This window comes from Candidatus Woesearchaeota archaeon (assembly GCA_016188115.1).
Taxonomy (GTDB): Archaea; Nanobdellota; Nanobdellia; order Woesearchaeales; family GW2011-AR9; genus JACPIK01.
Window position 1 is genome coordinate 410,435 of sequence record JACPIK010000002.1, and the last position, 16,759, is coordinate 427,193.

The 16,759-nt window shown below is 37.0% G+C and carries 21 protein-coding genes; 12 read left to right on the forward strand and 9 right to left on the reverse strand.

What is annotated here, in order from left to right; genetic code table 11:
- The first annotated feature begins 160 nt into the window (after window positions 1–160).
- The gene (locus HYV86_02100) at window positions 161–1,453 is read left to right on the forward strand and encodes an HAD-IB family phosphatase (protein ID MBI2572628.1); all 1,293 of its coding nucleotides are present in this window, start codon (window positions 161–163) and stop codon (window positions 1,451–1,453) included.
- Window positions 1,454–1,466: 13 nt separating this feature from the next.
- Here the strand turns inward: HYV86_02100 and HYV86_02105 are convergent, their stop codons facing one another.
- Both HYV86_02105 and HYV86_02110 read right to left on the reverse strand, forming a co-directional pair.
- A complete protein-coding gene (locus tag HYV86_02105) occupies window positions 1,467–2,957 on the reverse strand; it encodes an RtcB family protein (GenBank protein MBI2572629.1) in 1,491 nt (496 codons plus the stop codon).
- A gap of 149 nt (window positions 2,958–3,106) precedes the next feature.
- Entirely contained in the window at window positions 3,107–3,508 is a 402-nt protein-coding gene (locus tag HYV86_02110) for a hypothetical protein (GenBank protein ID MBI2572630.1), read from the reverse strand.
- A 93-nt stretch (window positions 3,509–3,601) separates the two neighbouring features.
- Here HYV86_02110 and HYV86_02115 point away from each other — a divergent pair, with 93 nt between their 5' ends.
- Complete coding sequence (locus HYV86_02115; protein MBI2572631.1) at window positions 3,602–4,219, forward strand: hypothetical protein; 618 nt, start codon at window positions 3,602–3,604, stop codon at window positions 4,217–4,219.
- An 83-nt stretch (window positions 4,220–4,302) separates the two neighbouring features.
- Window positions 4,303–4,791 carry a hypothetical protein gene (locus tag HYV86_02120; GenBank protein ID MBI2572632.1) on the forward strand — a complete coding sequence of 163 codons (489 nt, stop codon included), beginning with the start codon at window positions 4,303–4,305 and terminating at the stop codon, window positions 4,789–4,791.
- 24 nt (window positions 4,792–4,815) lie between these two features.
- On the opposite strand, the gene HYV86_02125 is transcribed toward HYV86_02120, so the two are convergent.
- The 5 genes from HYV86_02125 to HYV86_02145 form a co-directional block, all read right to left on the reverse strand.
- On the reverse strand, window positions 4,816–5,934 hold the full coding sequence (locus HYV86_02125) for a CBS domain-containing protein (protein MBI2572633.1): 1,119 nt from the start codon (window positions 5,932–5,934) through the stop codon (window positions 4,816–4,818).
- Between the two features lie 402 nt (window positions 5,935–6,336).
- On the reverse strand, window positions 6,337–6,642 hold the full coding sequence (locus tag HYV86_02130) for a hypothetical protein (protein MBI2572634.1): 306 nt from the start codon (window positions 6,640–6,642) through the stop codon (window positions 6,337–6,339).
- 340 nt (window positions 6,643–6,982) lie between these two features.
- A complete protein-coding gene (locus HYV86_02135; GenBank protein MBI2572635.1) occupies window positions 6,983–7,729 on the reverse strand; it encodes a hypothetical protein in 747 nt (248 codons plus the stop codon).
- A 35-nt stretch (window positions 7,730–7,764) separates the two neighbouring features.
- Window positions 7,765–8,451: a hypothetical protein gene (locus tag HYV86_02140; protein ID MBI2572636.1), complete on the reverse strand. Its 687-nt coding sequence runs from the start codon at window positions 8,449–8,451 to the stop codon at window positions 7,765–7,767.
- A gap of 94 nt (window positions 8,452–8,545) precedes the next feature.
- A complete protein-coding gene (locus HYV86_02145) occupies window positions 8,546–9,190 on the reverse strand; it encodes a DNA replication complex GINS family protein (protein ID MBI2572637.1) in 645 nt (214 codons plus the stop codon).
- 125 nt (window positions 9,191–9,315) lie between these two features.
- Between HYV86_02145 and HYV86_02150 the strand changes: the two genes are divergently transcribed.
- The gene (locus tag HYV86_02150) at window positions 9,316–9,552 is read left to right on the forward strand and encodes a DUF167 domain-containing protein (GenBank protein MBI2572638.1); all 237 of its coding nucleotides are present in this window, start codon (window positions 9,316–9,318) and stop codon (window positions 9,550–9,552) included.
- A gap of 77 nt (window positions 9,553–9,629) precedes the next feature.
- Here the strand turns inward: HYV86_02150 and HYV86_02155 are convergent, their stop codons facing one another.
- Window positions 9,630–10,442 (reverse strand): hypothetical protein, encoded by an 813-nt coding sequence (locus tag HYV86_02155; GenBank protein ID MBI2572639.1) that lies wholly within the window; start codon window positions 10,440–10,442, stop codon window positions 9,630–9,632.
- Window positions 10,443–10,604: 162 nt separating this feature from the next.
- On the reverse strand, window positions 10,605–11,153 hold the full coding sequence (locus tag HYV86_02160; GenBank protein MBI2572640.1) for an NUDIX domain-containing protein: 549 nt from the start codon (window positions 11,151–11,153) through the stop codon (window positions 10,605–10,607).
- A gap of 91 nt (window positions 11,154–11,244) precedes the next feature.
- Between HYV86_02160 and HYV86_02165 the strand changes: the two genes are divergently transcribed.
- From HYV86_02165 to HYV86_02200, 8 genes are all read left to right on the forward strand, one after another.
- Complete coding sequence (locus HYV86_02165) at window positions 11,245–12,381, forward strand: 2'-deoxycytidine 5'-triphosphate deaminase (GenBank protein MBI2572641.1); 1,137 nt, start codon at window positions 11,245–11,247, stop codon at window positions 12,379–12,381.
- Window positions 12,382–12,468: 87 nt separating this feature from the next.
- Window positions 12,469–13,254 carry a hypothetical protein gene (locus HYV86_02170; GenBank protein ID MBI2572642.1) on the forward strand — a complete coding sequence of 262 codons (786 nt, stop codon included), beginning with the start codon at window positions 12,469–12,471 and terminating at the stop codon, window positions 13,252–13,254.
- A 76-nt stretch (window positions 13,255–13,330) separates the two neighbouring features.
- Window positions 13,331–13,864 (forward strand): metal-dependent hydrolase, encoded by a 534-nt coding sequence (locus HYV86_02175; GenBank protein MBI2572643.1) that lies wholly within the window; start codon window positions 13,331–13,333, stop codon window positions 13,862–13,864.
- Between the two features lie 23 nt (window positions 13,865–13,887).
- On the forward strand, window positions 13,888–14,544 hold the full coding sequence (locus HYV86_02180) for an alpha/beta hydrolase (protein ID MBI2572644.1): 657 nt from the start codon (window positions 13,888–13,890) through the stop codon (window positions 14,542–14,544).
- Window positions 14,545–14,563: 19 nt separating this feature from the next.
- Window positions 14,564–15,037, forward strand: coding sequence for a hypothetical protein (locus HYV86_02185; GenBank protein ID MBI2572645.1), 474 nt, complete (start codon window positions 14,564–14,566; stop codon window positions 15,035–15,037).
- A gap of 114 nt (window positions 15,038–15,151) precedes the next feature.
- Window positions 15,152–15,835, forward strand: a complete 684-nt coding sequence (locus HYV86_02190; GenBank protein ID MBI2572646.1) for a peptidylprolyl isomerase — start codon at window positions 15,152–15,154, stop codon at window positions 15,833–15,835.
- Between the two features lie 3 nt (window positions 15,836–15,838).
- Window positions 15,839–16,435, forward strand: coding sequence for a DUF1461 domain-containing protein (locus tag HYV86_02195; protein MBI2572647.1), 597 nt, complete (start codon window positions 15,839–15,841; stop codon window positions 16,433–16,435).
- 87 nt (window positions 16,436–16,522) lie between these two features.
- Window positions 16,523–16,759 (forward strand): hypothetical protein, encoded by a 237-nt coding sequence (locus HYV86_02200; protein MBI2572648.1) that lies wholly within the window; start codon window positions 16,523–16,525, stop codon window positions 16,757–16,759.

Sequence of the window (16,759 nt, forward strand, 5' to 3'; positions counted from 1 at the left end):
CGAGGATAAACAATTAGAATATATAGATGTTGTTTTATCAAAATTAAAACCAGTATTAAAACATTTTTACAACACACACTAAACCTAAGAGTGGTCCTACCTAAGAACCTATAACTGAGAAGGGGTAAATTTATAAGAGATTTGGATAATGGTTAATATCATGAGCATCGCCTGTATTATTCCAGCATATAATGAAGAATCCACCATCGTAAGTGTTCTTACAAAAGTTCAAAAAGTACGAACCATAGATGAGATCATTGTTGTCGATGATGGTTCTACAGATAGAACATATGAATACGCACAATCAACTGGGGTGAAAGTGTTTAGACATAAAATAAACAAAGGCAAGGGTGCAGCTATCAAAACAGGAGTAGAACATAGTAAAGGAGATATCATTTTATTTTTAGATGCTGATCTTTCTTGTCTTTCTGTTAAGAAGATTACATCCATCTTACATCCGTTAGAAAATGATGAAGCTGATTTTGTTAAGACTTCATTTAATCGAGCAAGAGGTAGAGTCACCGAACTAGTAGTAAAACCATTATTTAGAGTAATATTCCCATTTATTGATTTTAAACAGCCTTTAAGTGGCCAGTTTGCCCTGAGAAGAGAACTAATTAAAGAATTAAAGATTGATGATAAATGGGGAGTAGATATTCAAATACTACTCCAGCTAGTAAAGAAAGGAGTAAGAATATCTGAGGTAGATATTGGAAAGCTCATTCATAAAAAACAGCCTATTGAAAATTTAACGATTATGTCAGAACAGGTTATCAAAACGGTCCTATCTGAGTTGGGGATTATCGCAAATAAACATAAATTGGTTATCTTTGATTTTGACAAGACACTGATTACAGAAAGTAGCATCGAAATTGTAGCAAAAGAACTAGGTTTCGAAAATAAATTGAAAACACTACGCAAAAAGCACCAAGATGGAAAAATATTAGATCGAGACATTACTATCGCCCTTTCTAAGCATATGAAAGGAAAATCAAAAGAAGATCTTGAAATAATTTGTGAAAAGCTAAAATTAAATGACAATATAATCAGAGTAGTTGAAAGACTTAAGAAGAGGCAGTACCAGATAGGAATAGTTTCTTTAGCTTTTTCTCCCATAGTTAATTGTATAGCAAAAAAAATAGGGATTAAAGAAGATAATATCATTTGTTCAGTTCTGCTATTAGATAAAAAAGGAAGATACACAGGGGAGATCTCGGCAAAAACAAAACACAATTCAACGTGCTGCGATAGGATCATTTGTAAAGAAGACGCCGCCAAAGAACTTATGAAAAAATTGGAAGTGAAACCAGAAGAATGTATCGCTGTGGGTGATGGAAAATCAGACGAATGTTTATTTAGAGCCTGTGGTCTTGCACTGGCATACAAACCAAAGTTCCCCATAGGAGATATTAAAATCACCAACCTCGCAGAAATATTAATTTATGCAGAATAGTGTTAATACAGATCTACCCTTTCACATTCCCAATCGGCTTCAATGCCACAATCGGCTTAGTAATTCCCGCAGCTCGTAAAGAATCTACCACTACGTCAATGTTCTTATACGCGCGACCAGCCTCTTCAGCGAGACCCTTTGACGTAACAGCATGAACATAAATTCCCGCAATTTCCATATCTTTCTGTAATTTGACTCCATCAATTTCACGAATGGCTTGACCACGGCTCATCGTACGTCCAGCACCATGAGCAGTTGAAGCAAACGTCATATCAGCGCTATCAGTACCAGCCAATAAATACGAACCTGTTTCCATTGATCCACCTAAAATGACAGGCTGACCACAATGACGATACGCAGTAGGTAATTCAGCAGCACGAGCAGGTCCAAACGCACGCGTAGCACCTTTACGATGCACCAAAAGTGTTTTCTCTTTGCCATCAACTACATGCTTCTCTAACTTTGCAATGTTGTGTGCAACATCATAAATCAATTTCATCCCTAATTCCTGAGCTGACTTGCCAAACACTTTTGCAAAGACTTCACGAATACGGTGGGTAATAACTTGTCGATTGGCAAATGCCATGTTCGCAGCACACGCCATAGCTGCATAATAATCTTGCCCTTCAGGCGATTTGAATGGCGCACAAGCAAGTTCAGGATCTAAAATCTCAATACCATACTTCGGCATGACATCTAAGAAAGTACGCAAATAATCAGTTCCAATTTGATGACCAAATCCACGACTGCCACAATGCACCATAATTACAATTTGACCTACTTTCTCAATACCCATTGCCTTAGCAGTAACTGGATCAAAAATATTTCCTTCACGTACTTCTTGAATTTCTAAATAATGATTTCCACTACCTAGTGTTCCTAATTGGTCAAAGCCACGCTTAATCGCACGATCAGTAACTTTTGCCGGATCAGCATGCTCGATACGCCCATGACTTTCAATAAATTCAATATCTTCCGGCCAAGCGTAATTATTCTTCACACACCATTGAGCGCCATATTTCATAACTTCTTTGAACTCTTCTTTAGTAACTTTAACAAACCCTTTACACCCTACACCAGCAGGAACTGCTTTATAGAGAGCATCAACAAGTTCTTTAATACGGGGTTTAACTTGATCAACCGTAAGATTTGTTGTAATCAAACGCATTCCACAGTTAATATCAAAACCAATACCGCCAGGAGAAATGATACCACCATTCTCAATATCAAACGCAGCAACGCCACCGATAGGAAAACCATAACCCCAATGACCGTCAGGCATACAATACGCATGTTTAACAATACCTGGAAGAGACGCAACATTAGTCACTTGATTAAACACACCCGCATCCATGCTACTCATAATCTCTTCATTCGCAATGATTCTTGCAGGAACACGCATTCCTTTCTTATGAGTCATAGGAATTTCCCACACAGTATCACTTACACGAATAATATCTTTGGGAGGACCAGCAGGTTGCTTTGATGCATGTTCAGCATCCATAGATTGAGAAGGATTCGATTGTGAATGATTTTGTACAGGATTATTATCGTGAGCCATACAGAGTGATTCTAACAGAATAGTTATAAACATTTCGAGCAGAATTGAAAAAGAGAAAAAAGAAGAAATAAGCACAAATTTTGTAGATCAAACTATCTTGTATACATTTCAATGACTTTTTCTAACCCTAATAAGATCTTTTTCTGTTCGTACGTTCGAAACCGACCAATATTTGGCTCTGACAAACATAATTTAAGTGGATACGCCGTCGCGATGAGTGCAGATCCTTTACGTGGGTTATTATCATTATTCCTACCAAACCAACCTTGGTATATAATCCCCACCCACAACGGTGCAACACCTGGACCATACTCACGCAAGCTAATACTATCTTGAACAAAACAAAAGTTTTCCATCTGCACTTGTAAGAGTTGCGAAAGATCACATTCAGGCTGTGGGGGAAGCATTTTCTTCACCCAAGAAAGATATCCACGAGGATGAGCAGCTGCAACAGGCAAATACCAGCCAGGCAGAGAAGTAATACTATTATCCATATGTCTACAATATTATACATGAAATGCCTACTTCTTAAAACCTATGGGAAAAAAAGAAATCTTTAAAAATTACTACTCTTAAGAGACAGAATTATGAAAGACCGTGAAATCCAATTATTTACGCATGCATTAGAGTATAAAATCAAACACAGTACACCAACTGACATTTACGCAGGATATCAAATTCATAATCAGCAATTTACAGATCAAACCCTTCTTGACAAACTACAAACTGACCCAGAATTCGCCCTACATACTCTTGAACCAATCGGCTCAAAAGCACTCGAAGAACTCTTAATCATCTCCAGTCTAAGATTAAACTTTCCCATCTCAGTCGAATTAAATCAGCTCATTTTAAATTCCTATGAACGACGTGGTTTTGTGTATTGCATTGAACAGCTCGAACGAATTCTTCCTCAAGGAGCACAGACTCTTCTTACAACCATACAACCTAAAGGATCAGAATTAGTAGAAGTAGGCGAAAGTCCATTCCAAGAACTGCACGATTATTTGTTAGGAACTATAACCTCATCAGCCTTTGAGAGTGATGTTTGCTCTGCATATGTAGGAGCCTTACTTAATACGTATGGGATATTAACACCAGAAGCAGAAGAAAGATTTGAACGAGGCAGACAAGAACTCGAATTAATTGCGGCATTACAAGCACGTGGGAAAAGAATGAGAAAAAATTCACACAAAACAATACAGTAAGAAAAAAATAAACCAAAACTGTATTCATTCTAGAGTGACAAATTACCAATACATTTTTAAAGAAAGACATGATTTCAAATATCATGGCAATCATTCCCACACCTTATCAAGCGATACATACGCAAGAACAAGTAGTTGACAATCTACGAGCACTTGTCGAAGCCCCCGTATTAGGTAACTTCCAATTTGTAGGGGATAATTGCATTATCTCTACAAATGCTGCAAATCTAAAATTAGGAGGATATAAAGCAGGATTTGAAGAAAGATTTAGACTCCATGAAGTGCACCCGTTAGCAATCGCATACATTAATGCTATTGGTGGAGAAATTTACCTTGACCATGCAACATTATTTTTAGAAGCATCTCCAGAAGTGTTAAAAACAAGAAGAATGAGGGCAAATTCCAGTTTAGGATTAAATTTCCAAGTAAGTAGAAGAAACCCCTTAGATGCTTCTTCTCTTTTCCAATACGGTGTTTCTACATACGCACCAGACAAAAAGATAAAAACATGGGAAGAAGAAATAAGACAAACACTTGACGACCTCTTACCACATAAAATCTTTAAAGACTAAAAGATAATAAGAAAAATTAAAAATTTATTTTTTCCCCACTTTCAACGTGTTAAAGCATTTATGAACTGCGCGTTCTAAATCCCAGTCAGTTTTCTCACTACCGATAACTTTCCCAGGCCACTCTACTTTAACCACGACTTGAAATTCACGTTGTTTTCCCGCTTTATTCATCTCTTTAACGTAAACAATAATTTCAAAAAGCTGATCGATACGACGCTGTAATTTCATTGCTTCGTGTTCACTAATCTTTTGCAAAGCATAGCGTTGATGTTCAGTAAGAGTCACATCTTTAAGACCAATGAACTTAACTGCAAAATTCTTCTTCACTTTAAGATTGCTTACCATCTTTAAGACAGTACGTGTAGTCATAAGACCAGAAAACTTACTATCATCTACAACGAGCACATCGTGAATTTTGTTCTTAACCATTAATCCAACTGCTTCTTTAACGGTTGCTTTTGCTTTAACTTTTACTAGATCCTGTGTAGTTGCAAAATCAACAATAGGTAAAGACCCCATGTTTACCACTTTATATTTAACATCATCAGCAGAGATATACGGATTAAATTTCATCGATACATCCCGCTTATAATTCCAGTTTAAAGAACGACGAATCAAATCACGAAATGTCACAATACCATATAACTTGCCATCCTCGAAAAGAGGCACATGATCAATTCCTTCTTTGTCCATCAGATTGATAACTGTTGCCACCTTGTCGTCTTTGGAGACTTTAGGTGTTTTGACTAACTGAAGCGAACCTACCGTAGTCTTAGGTACTTCCGGAAGAGCTACAGTCGCAGCAGCAACATCTAATGAGTGAATAACACCAACAATTCCTTTTTCTTTCTGTACAGGAAGATAATCAGTATCACTTTCAAAAATCAAACGAGCTGCTTCAAACAGATTTGCATGATAATCTAAAATAGGTGTGCGAATCACAAAACCACTGACTTTAACAGTAGCAGGATCTACAGTGCTTTTCAATAATTTTTTACGTTCAATAACACCCATATACTTGTTATTACGAAAAATAAGAGCAGCATGCTTATCAAATTGACGTAACTTTGTAAGAACCTCAGAGAGCATTGTTTCATCCTGAAACACTAAGAAATCATCTTTAATGAGCGGCGTAATTTCCATCTCAAAACCACCTCGTTTTATAGTAAGATTGTAGCATTCTTTAGTATTTAAATGTTCTGGGGAACGAAGATATAGATAAAAATTAAAGATAAAAATTAATAGAGATTTCGTCTATAGTCATCCACGTAAATCTTGCCGAGTCGCAAGATCACAAGAAATGTGAATTTAATCACATTTCTGTGCAGAAATAAAGAATCTTCTTTATTTCTTGCACCGCGGCTGACTATTAGTAAACCAAAGAGATCAGTATGACCTAATTGGTTTACTATAATTTATACCTCAAAATTCACATCACGAATTAAGAAACTCAAAACAAAACAATCATTAATACCTCAGTGACCATAGTTAATAAAACCGAACAAACAGAATACAACAACCTAACCTGAAACAAAGGTATTTTACTTATTTCTTTTTCTTGGATTTAGATCGTTTCTTTGCTAATGCAATTAATTTTGCAACCTTCGAATCTTTTGATTTTCCACTAGGACCGCGTGATTTTTTTGTAATTATTTTTGTTTTTTGGATACTTCTAGCAGAACGAGAAACAACAACCCGAGACTTAGCAGGATATTTTTTCACTCTTTTTATAGATTCAACTACTTTTCCCACAACACGTCTTAAACCACTTTTAGATTTTACTTTGAGTACTTCATTCTTTGGAACGAGTTTCTTAGTTGACTTCGGAGAGAGTTTTTTCGCCTGAACCATTTTTTCATTAAACAAAATACTGGACTCGGTGAAAAAGCCGCCGTAAACCGCCAACAGTTTCTTCTTAACCTATGTTGAGCTTTAACGGTTATCTTCTTCGCGCCATAGACAAGCGGGTATCATGTGTAGGTCTTTGCAGGGAGTTATAGTCCAGACCCTGTAGTAGTGAGAGCACATGAAAGAGGCTGCCATGGTAGCATCCTTTTCAGGACAACCGAATTGTCCATTAAAAAGAAAGCAACAATAGATTTAAGCTTATGCCACTATTCAAAAGTAGAAATCGAACATATAAAAGATCAATTAAAAACCAATTCTTCTATAAAATGATTCTACAAAAGAATTATTCCCGAACAGAGAACAATACTTCATCATCTTTCACTTTGTTATAGACGATATCATCATACATATAGACTATCCCCTTCGTTTCAACACGTAAAGGAATACCGAAATTATAATCCAAGTGATAAATGCGATCACCATTTACTTTAACAACCCACACTATGCGATCTTTAATTTTACCTTCACTTATTTTCTCTACAGATTCGATTTCATCAAGCCAATCAAATGGGGAAAAATATCTAAATTCATCTTGACGTAGATCTAAACGATAACCTATTTTATCACAATACCGTTCGCGTTCACAATACCCCTGACCAGTATGCTTCTCTAAATCGACAATAATAGTATCATAATCCAAATTTTTTAAAACAACCTTGGGAACAGGCATATACACTTTCATAGAAGAACCTTTACTAAACACATCATACCCTTGATCATTAATACGATAAATATAGGAAGCACTCATCAAATTTTTTCTTTTATCTATTATTTTTGCAACTTCTTTAGGGACATTTTTGTTAATAGAACCAAAATTATCAGATAAATTACCATCTGTAACATTTGTCACAGGTTTTACTTCTTTAACTGGAACAATCGTATTTTCAACTTTTTCCACACCGCGACATAATGTTGCATCACTCACCTTTGCTCCATCTGGACACACATAAAGAAGTTCTTGTGAGCAAGAAACGAGTAAGGACGTAAATAAAAGTAGTAACGCAACATAACCAACCATCACCTTTTTCATAGTACAATAAAACCATAACCAGTTAAAAAAGATTTCTATTTAGAAGACTTATGAGAATCTAAGATCCATTTTGTCGCAATCGTACCTGGTCCTCGCCTTCCCACTATCGGACCATCATCATAAAACAAATTTGCTTTACTCATGTTCTCTCGCACAACTCGCGCGCAAGAATATGTTGCCAAAATCCCCGTCTTCTTCAACACACGATACACTTCACGAAAAATATCCACGGTCCACATATCTGGCTGGGTTTTAGGAGAGAATGGATCATAAAAAATCGCATCAAAATAATCGTCAGATAAAGTTTTAATCGTCTCACGCGCATCTCCTAAAAGAATTTTCACATGAACATTCCCTTCTGTAAACTCTAAGACAGAAGGAGTCAACTTATTCTTATAATGAGTATAGAAACTTATTGGGGGCATCATCTCTTTGATTTTCTCAACAATAAGCGGATCATTTTCTAACCCCACAACCTCGATTTCACATTCAGGATTAGCTTCAAGCGCAATATCAATTGCCATTGCAGAATTATATCCTATCCCAAAAAACGCATCCAAAATGACAACTTTCCCAGATTTTGCTTTTTCTGCAATTTTGCAGGGGATAGCATATTTCTTGAGCGCCTCTTCAACCGCCCCTGTTTGAGAATGATAGCTTTCTCCCACTTCTTCATTAAGAAATGTCTCAGTGTTGTCAGCAGTAGTAATTTTTTTAAGCATAGTAAGCTAAAAAAGAGAGTAATTTAAAGAATCTTCTAAAAAATACACACTAGTAAGTATAAGTATGTATAAATGTGCAGCCACGCCCATTTCCCTACACTTTCACTGCTCTTCCTTTTCGTACCAACAAATCAGCCACTTCAGGATAAATCTCCGTTTCTTCGCCTGCATCAAATGGACCATAATTTTTCAAATCCTTCCAAATAAATTTAGGAGTAGGATGAGTAAACCGAATACGCACCGCTTCTCCTTCCGAAACAAAAGGCGCTGCCTCTACCACTTTAGGAGGAGGATTGAAGTAAGAACGATTCGAAGTTAAAAGAGACGGCAGCTGTGCTGTGAGCAAATTCTGCAGTATGCCACTACGATACTTATCTAAAATACTCAAAATCTGATCATAAAATTCTTTCTCTTCAGGAAGCATCGCGCTAATATCAATGATCTCTGAACCAGTTTTACTCTTATTTAATGCAATATCAATAATTTTTTTCTCACGTTTCTCATAAATCTCGCGTAAAATACGCTGAATACTGCGCAACTCGTATTCTGTCTTTTCACGATCACCTGCCGCAAAGATATTATCATGCTGACGAGCTTGTTCTAAAATCGCTTTCTTCTCACGCAGATACGTCACAACATTAAGATAAAAAGCCCCATCTACTTGCTGAAGATCCTCGCGCTTCTTCTCATTACGCAACATATCGTACAATGTTTCCAGGGTAACTTTAATCTCATCCATAGTTCAAACTATTATCCAATGATCTATAACCCCCAAGAACTTGGGGTTAGGCATGCTTTTAAAACTTATTGATAGTTTAAAGATAGTAAGAAAGACTCATATAGTCGAAGACCACTTCATCCAAAATGGATATTACAAAGTATATCTCTAATAATAAAATCACCCTGCGCGCAACCCCCAACGCATCCCAAACCCGTCTAATCGAAGAAGATGGCAAACTCAAACTCTACATCAAAGCCGTCCCAGAAGATAACAAAGCCAACAAAGAAATAATCGCTTTCTTCAAGAAAGAATTCAAACTCAAAGTAGTAATCGACAAGGGCGAGAAGGGAAGAGATAAAGTGCTTAAAGTGATTAATTGACGATAACTGTAAATTCATTAGAACATATACGTGTGCGATTGAAAAAGTGCAACAAAGGAGATAGGTAAAATTTTACTTTAACAACTGCATCCATAAGGACCTTGAGCGCATTTTACACAGGAGTTATAAGAACATCTTCTGCAGCCCGAACAATCTGCACTAGTTCTACATTCAACATCCACACAAGTTCCATCACTACAAATTTGTTCGTCATCACAGTCCTGATTTGAATTACAAGAACCAATATCATCAGAACTCCCATCAGCACAATCTACATAACAGGTCTCACTTGTTTCATCAGTATCACAAACATCATTTCCACAAACAGTAGTAACAATAGTTTGTTCACTACAATCATTTGGACACGAGTTTTCTGACTCCAAAACGTCGCAATTGTTATCTCCACAAGAAGGCTTTGTTATTTCTCTAGCTGACCCAACATTCACTTCTAAACGCGTTTTGCCTGTTTCTTTGCCTGAACTATCAACAGCATAAACGATAAGTTCATGTAAACCTTCACTAACCGTGATAAGCTCCCAGCTGTTTGAACAGCTCCTTAGCATGCCACATTCAAAAAACCCGGGACTCACATAATTTGAAAAAGAGTTCGAAGATTCCCAAATAAGATGCTTAAGCCCTTTATCATCTTCTGCTTTGATGGTTAATGTGAATGCATCGCCTAATGATGGATTAGAAGGACTAACAACCGTTGTAATTGTCGGATATTGATCATCAATCATTGCTTCAATTTCACCCTGTCCAGAATCTGAATCCCCCGGTTCATTAGAACTTGATGCAGCGGCATCATCTGCTATTTTTTGCTCGATACAACCACTAACCAAAATAACGGACATCAAAATAAACATCAACAACTTTTTTTGAATTTCCATTTTGTTCTGTTAAAATTAAAGATATTTGATTATTTAAATTGATCTATTTTCTGTTAGAAATATCTCCTAAAAGATCTTTAAACCTAGAATATTTGGCTTAAAAGTATTGATAGAGAAAGGCGAGAAAGGAAGAGATAAAGTGTTGAAAATCATATAGGAAAACTACTTTTTAATTTTCAGAAATTGAATATAATCTTTAATTCGTTGTTTTGTCGCAGGAAAACTAAGCTCATCAAAATTGATTTTGTCCAACGCTACCCATTTTAACTCTGCAGCATCATCCCCTGCTGTGATAGTTTTTAGGTCACGATCGCTGACGTGAATGATAAAGCAAGCTGAAAGATACCGTTTTATCACACCTTTGTAATCATAATCACCAACATAGGACTTAAAGTATGTAAACTTCTTAACATCAAGATTAGCTTCCTCTTTCATTTCACGTTTTAAAGCATCCTCAAGAGTCTCAATATCATCGGCAAACCCTGCAGGAACGTCCCACGTACCTTTGCAGGGATCTCGTGCTCTTTTAATCAATAACAGTTCATATTTAGAATTAAAAATCAGCGCGCTTGCAGAAGGTTTAGAAGCTATGTAATATCGATAAGCACAATGAGTACATTGCTTCACAACGTTTGAAACTGTTTCAAAATCAGACCCGCAGACCATGCAAAACTTGAATGCATCTCGTTCATAAGAGGAAGTAGTAACCATATTATTTCAACTTATGCTATTATGCCAAATCAAATTATTTAAACCTTTCACAACCTAAATCTATTTATACATCCTCCGCACCAAAACCCACATGGAAAAGAGAGGTCGATGTTTAGCGTCTCAAGAAATTAGAGAATTAATCAACAAGGGAAAACTTATCGGCAATTCCATCTCTCCTTCTCAAATTCAACCTTCATCTTTTGACACCACAATTGGTAATGAAGTCTACATTCTTGATACAGAAACAGAAGGAATTTTTCGTCCCCATAAAGATGAAAGTGTCTACCGCGTTCTTCTTAGAATGGGTGAACGTCAACGCTATAAAGCAGACATCAGCAATGGATTTGAAATAAAAAAGGGGTTTACCTATCTTTTTCCTCTGCGTGAACGTGTTGTGCTTGAACAAGGAGAATATATTCGTTCCTCAACCAAAAGTAGTTATGGTCGGCTCTTCATCAACGCGCGCATGCTTGCAGATTATAACCCTAGCTTTAACGAGATCACAGACCACAGTAAAACCAATACCGAACTCTCACTCTGGCTTCTCGTTCAACCACTAACATTCAATTTAATTGTCTACCCTGGTCTTGCCATTAATCAACTTCGTTTTTTTGCTGGTCATGACGCGCAACTTCTTCCCTCCGAAATTCTCAAAGAATTTAATCTAAATCCGTTACTCTGTCAACGAAATCATGCAGGAATTCTTGAACCAGTAAAACCCCTTGTCACTGACAGCCTCCAAATTCATCTTGATATATCTGGACGCAATGAAAAAGGTATAGTAGGATTGCGTGCACGACATAACCCTAATCCTCTGGATCTACGTAAAATGGGAGAATATGAAGTCGAACATTACTTTGAAGCCCTGCTCAAAGATGATAAACCCATCCGCATTGTCAAAGGAGAGCATTATCTTTTTGCATCTAAAGAAATTCTCACCATCCCTACCCATCTTAGCTCTGAAGTCAAAGCCTACTCCGATGTTGGTCTAAGCGGACCACTTCATTTCGCTGGATTTATTGATAGTGGATTTCAAGGAGATTTAGTCTTTGAAGTGCGATCTGATGAAGTTTCCAGTATGTTGCTTGAAGACGGCATGCCTATTAGCAAACTTGATTTTTTCTTTAACGAAAAGCCAGATATAATTTATGGACAGTCCGGACTAGGATCAAATTATCAAGGACAAACTGGACCAAAACCTGCAAAATTCTTTAAGCGAAATTGGTAGTACATAAATTAACAGCCAGTAACAGATCCATGATGTTTCAATTTTGTAGTAGTGAATTTTATAAATTACTTCTTTTATTTAATCTAAATGCAAGGCACTATTTGGCTTCGTTTAACTAATATCAGAGATCTTGCCGAAAAGATCAATACTGATTCAGGAAATAATCTAGATACCAGATTAGTAACACAAGTACTTAACGCAGTAACTGCTCAACCAATTCCTGTTGATGGAGAAAGAGGATATACAACACTGCTCCACACCCTTGCAGACTGTTCACAAGGCGCACTTACACCACAACGTCTCGATAGCATACTCTGCGAAGATGCACAAATACCTCCATTTCTCTTTGATTCCCTTAAAGTTCATCAAGATATTTATGCACAATTTTGCAGCAATTTCAATAGAAAGTATTTAGGAGAAGATACAACACAATATGACACCCACGAAAAACAACGAATGAGTCCTGCATTACGACATTATTTTCTAAGTAGAGTCCTGTATGGGGAATATTGTAGCGAGGGAAGAGTCTACGCAGACACAAGATCTAACCAAGTACGCATAGTAAAAGCTATCACTGCATATACCTCGTTTCATCCATCTGAAAATGCTGCTTTGTTTGCTCCAGTCGATAAAGAAGCACTCAGACGTATTCGATTTCTACTCGAACACACACAGTTTGACAAACCAAATGGATTATATCACATTCTCTCACGATTAATGCCACCAAATGAACTTACCCTAGCAATACAACCCACCGAACTTGAAGACGATTTTTTTACACCAGAAAAAAGAACCGGATTCGTAGGTGTCGCATTTGATACACTAGTAAAACCAGCAGTGATCACACGAATGAATAAACTCTATCAAATCTAGATTGGACATAGAATAACCAATTCATTTTAAGCCCCAATTCCATCACCTTTTTAACCACCCACAATCTCACACAATCATGCCATTTGCTTCAGGACATATTATTGGAGGATATATTCTTGGAAAAATCGCCGAAAAAGCACGTAAAATTCCTTTTTCACATTATGCGTGGTTCTTTATCATATTCGGCGCGCTTCTTCCTGACGCTGATTTCATACTAGAATGGGTTTTTAACTACGACGTTCATCGTACGTTTACTCACAGTCTCTTCTTCGTTATAGTAGCTCCGTTGTGTATTTACCTTTTTTTCAAAATTGTAAAACATAAAGAAGCCCGCATTTTTGCCCTTGCTCTAGGATTAGGTATTACTTCGCATTTATTATTAGATGTGGTATCAGATAAAGGAATACCATTTCTCTGGCCTTCAGAGTATCATATCTCTACCTATAATGGAATCTATCTTGCGCAACCTACACCTTCTTTTCTCGACGCCCCAGCAGAATCATTGCGTCACTTCCTCAAACTTGCAGTACTCGACATGGCTTTAGGCACAACATTCTTATTTTATCTGTGGTGGAAGAAGAAATTGGTCTTTTCACAAAAAAGTTCTTAAAATAGCAACAAAAAAAAAGTTCAATGAAAAGATTAGCTGAAAATATCGCCGTGCTTGTTGCCCACCATATAGATAATCTGGTATATGGAAACATAGATAACATTCTTGATCCACAAGCTCCAACCGTTGCATATATTCATGGTGCATGGAGCACGGGTCAATGTGGTCGTGGATTGCTGCGATATCTACGTGCAGAAGGCATTAACACACAAACATTAAGCTATGATTTTTACCGCGGCGTAGCAAAATCAGAACCACATCTTGCAGACCAAATTAGAAAAATATCTGACAAGGTAAGCTGCCCTATTGTCATTGTAGGACATAGTATGGGTGGAGTTATAGCAACAAGTCTAGCTCAACAAATGGATGAAATTAATGGAAGTGTAAGTCTTGCAGGACCAGTAAGAGGAAACCCTTTGGCATACCTAACATTACTACAAAGAGAATTAACACCAGACAGCACCTATATTAAAGCACTTCATGCTCGACCATTACGTTGTTCTTCTCTATTTGTTGCAGGAAACAAAGATATGATTGTACGACCTGACAGAGCTCACTGGTCATTCCCTTATAATAACCACGCAGAGAATGTAAGTATCCCTAATGCAGACCACCTCTCATTGGTATCTGAACCAGTATATGAAATAGTTGCAAACTTTGTAAAAAGATTTGAAAGATAGAAAAACCAGAAAAATAACCATGAAATCGCTTACCCCTAAAATTATCACCTTCCTTGAGCAACACCACATCGACTTCATTCGTAAAGACCACGCACCTACACCAACATCACAGGATTCTGCACGTGAACGCGGTGAACCATTAAAGATTGGTGCCAAAGCACTTTTAGTCAAAGCAGATGAAGAATTTATCCTTCTCGTCATTCCTGCTGATCGTAAACTCGACACTAAGAAAGTAAAATCAGTTCTCAAGACTAAAAATCTACGCTTTGCAACCAAAGAAGAATTGCTTGAAAAAACAGAATTAATTCCAGGCGCAGTACCACCATTTGGAAATCTTATTGGAATTAACATGATCGTAGACAGCGCATTATTTGAAGAAGAATTCATGGCATTCAATGCTGGATCATTAACAACATCAATTAAGATGAAAACGCAAGATTACAAGAAAATAGTGCAGCCAAAAATAGATTCCATTTCTATACTAGAAAACTAATTAGAGGTCTTTTTCCATTCACATTAAAATGACTAAAACGAAGCAACTAAAATCGTACCCAACATTTTATAAAATATAGACTTTTTTTACAGACAACAACGGAAGGTACAACTTATGACACACAAAGAACAACCAAACCAAACCAAAGATACTATTCACAAAACAGACCTTGCAAGTATCCATTATACTGGCACGCTAGAAGATGGAACTGTTTTTGACTCATCAGAAGGCCGTAATCCTCTTCAATTTGAAGTTGGCGCAGGCCAAGTCATTCCTGGTTTTGAAAATGCTGTTGAAGGCATGAAGCTCAACCAAGAAAAAAGCGTCACTATTCCCGCAGCACAAGCATACGGAGAACATAAAGAAGAGCTACTTAAAGAAATTCCCCGCGCCGCATTACCAAAAGACGGACCTGAACCTCAAGTAGGTATGCAACTATTAGTTCATGCGCCAACGGGTCAACGCTTTCCTGCCATGATTGCTAAAGTCGATGCAGATAATGTCACTCTTGATCTTAACCATCCACTCGCAGGCAAAGATTTAACTTTCAAAATCAAACTTGTTGGTATCAACGAACCACTCGTCGAAGAAGAAATGCCTGAAGGAAGTTGTTGTAGTGAAGATGGCACCTGCGACGAAGAGGGCGAATGCGCTGATGATGAAAACTGTGAAGAAGAAATGGGTGCCTGCTGCAAACCTAAAGAAGCTCACGGCGAATCAAAAAAAGCATGTTGCAAAGAAAAAAGTGGTAAACCTGCCGGCGGATGCGGTAACGGCGGTTGCGGTTGCAAACACTAAGAGATGAATAAATTTCTTACCATTTTATTTTGTATTTCTTTTACTCTTTTTATCTTACTCTTCTCATATAAAACCGTTCTTGCGCTTACACCAACTACACCCGCGCAACAACAAACCATTGATTGGCTCTACAACCAAAATACCACTAACATCCCCCCATATACTACAGTGCAACAAAGCCACTTAGAAGATGTTAAAAGAGTGATGTTCAGAGTAGATATAGCGTTTTATAGTTGTATTATGGTTATAACATTTATTCTGCTGATACTCTTACAAAAGAAAAAAGAGGGAACAAAAAATATCCTTCATCTAATTCGCGCAGCAAGTATAAGTTCAAGTATTTTTATCCTCTCCATCATCCTGTTTTTAAGTATTAGTTTTAACTACCTCTTCACTATTTTCCATCAAATCTTTTTCCCACAGGGGAACTGGCAATTTGACGCAGATTCATTATTGATACAAACATTTCCGATTGAATTTTTTAGCAATATTGGAATACATATTTTTGGAACTGCATTGATTCTTGCTGTAGCACCGTTTATAATCCTAAAAATTCGAGAAAGAGTTGGAGAAATATCTAAACCAAAGAGCAATATGTAAGACATAAGAAACCAACACATAGCTCATTCTTTTATTAGAATTCCACAAAAAGAAACATTTATTACCTTTATCTTTCTTTAGACAAATATGGTTTCCCCGTTTCGTGCATTGAAAGCCTGGGTTATTGTACTCATTAGTCTTTCGATTATACTTTTGATTATCTTTTTGAGTCTCCCGATAATTCTGATAGTGTTAAGCATCGTCATTATCCTCGTTGTACTTGGTTTTATATGGCGTAAAATACACAATGCAATTGGTCCACGACCACCACAGCGCAAAGAAAAAACACAAGTACTCGACGCAGAATATAAAATCAAGAAATGA

Excerpts from the sequence above, each read along its gene's own strand:
- HYV86_02100 (MBI2572628.1), top strand. The coding sequence starts at position 161 with ATGAGCATCGCCTGTATTATTCCAGCATATAATGAAGAATCCACCATC.
- HYV86_02105 (MBI2572629.1), bottom strand. The coding sequence starts at position 2,957 with ATGGATGCTGAACATGCATCAAAGCAACCTGCTGGTCCTCCCAAAGAT.
- HYV86_02110 (MBI2572630.1), bottom strand. The coding sequence starts at position 3,508 with ATGGATAATAGTATTACTTCTCTGCCTGGCTGGTATTTGCCTGTTGCA.
- HYV86_02115 (MBI2572631.1), top strand. The coding sequence starts at position 3,602 with ATGAAAGACCGTGAAATCCAATTATTTACGCATGCATTAGAGTATAAA.
- HYV86_02120 (MBI2572632.1), top strand. The coding sequence starts at position 4,303 with ATGGCAATCATTCCCACACCTTATCAAGCGATACATACGCAAGAACAA.
- HYV86_02125 (MBI2572633.1), bottom strand. The coding sequence starts at position 5,934 with ATGGAAATTACGCCGCTCATTAAAGATGATTTCTTAGTGTTTCAGGAT.
- HYV86_02130 (MBI2572634.1), bottom strand. The coding sequence starts at position 6,642 with ATGGTTCAGGCGAAAAAACTCTCTCCGAAGTCAACTAAGAAACTCGTT.
- HYV86_02135 (MBI2572635.1), bottom strand. The coding sequence starts at position 7,729 with ATGAAAAAGGTGATGGTTGGTTATGTTGCGTTACTACTTTTATTTACG.
- HYV86_02140 (MBI2572636.1), bottom strand. The coding sequence starts at position 8,451 with ATGCTTAAAAAAATTACTACTGCTGACAACACTGAGACATTTCTTAAT.
- HYV86_02145 (MBI2572637.1), bottom strand. The coding sequence starts at position 9,190 with ATGGATGAGATTAAAGTTACCCTGGAAACATTGTACGATATGTTGCGT.
- HYV86_02150 (MBI2572638.1), top strand. The coding sequence starts at position 9,316 with ATGGATATTACAAAGTATATCTCTAATAATAAAATCACCCTGCGCGCA.
- HYV86_02155 (MBI2572639.1), bottom strand. The coding sequence starts at position 10,442 with ATGGAAATTCAAAAAAAGTTGTTGATGTTTATTTTGATGTCCGTTATT.
- HYV86_02160 (MBI2572640.1), bottom strand. The coding sequence starts at position 11,153 with ATGGTTACTACTTCCTCTTATGAACGAGATGCATTCAAGTTTTGCATG.
- HYV86_02165 (MBI2572641.1), top strand. The coding sequence starts at position 11,245 with ATGGAAAAGAGAGGTCGATGTTTAGCGTCTCAAGAAATTAGAGAATTA.
- HYV86_02170 (MBI2572642.1), top strand. The coding sequence starts at position 12,469 with ATGCAAGGCACTATTTGGCTTCGTTTAACTAATATCAGAGATCTTGCC.
- HYV86_02175 (MBI2572643.1), top strand. The coding sequence starts at position 13,331 with ATGCCATTTGCTTCAGGACATATTATTGGAGGATATATTCTTGGAAAA.
- HYV86_02180 (MBI2572644.1), top strand. The coding sequence starts at position 13,888 with ATGAAAAGATTAGCTGAAAATATCGCCGTGCTTGTTGCCCACCATATA.
- HYV86_02185 (MBI2572645.1), top strand. The coding sequence starts at position 14,564 with ATGAAATCGCTTACCCCTAAAATTATCACCTTCCTTGAGCAACACCAC.
- HYV86_02190 (MBI2572646.1), top strand. The coding sequence starts at position 15,152 with ATGACACACAAAGAACAACCAAACCAAACCAAAGATACTATTCACAAA.
- HYV86_02195 (MBI2572647.1), top strand. The coding sequence starts at position 15,839 with ATGAATAAATTTCTTACCATTTTATTTTGTATTTCTTTTACTCTTTTT.
- HYV86_02200 (MBI2572648.1), top strand. The coding sequence starts at position 16,523 with ATGGTTTCCCCGTTTCGTGCATTGAAAGCCTGGGTTATTGTACTCATT.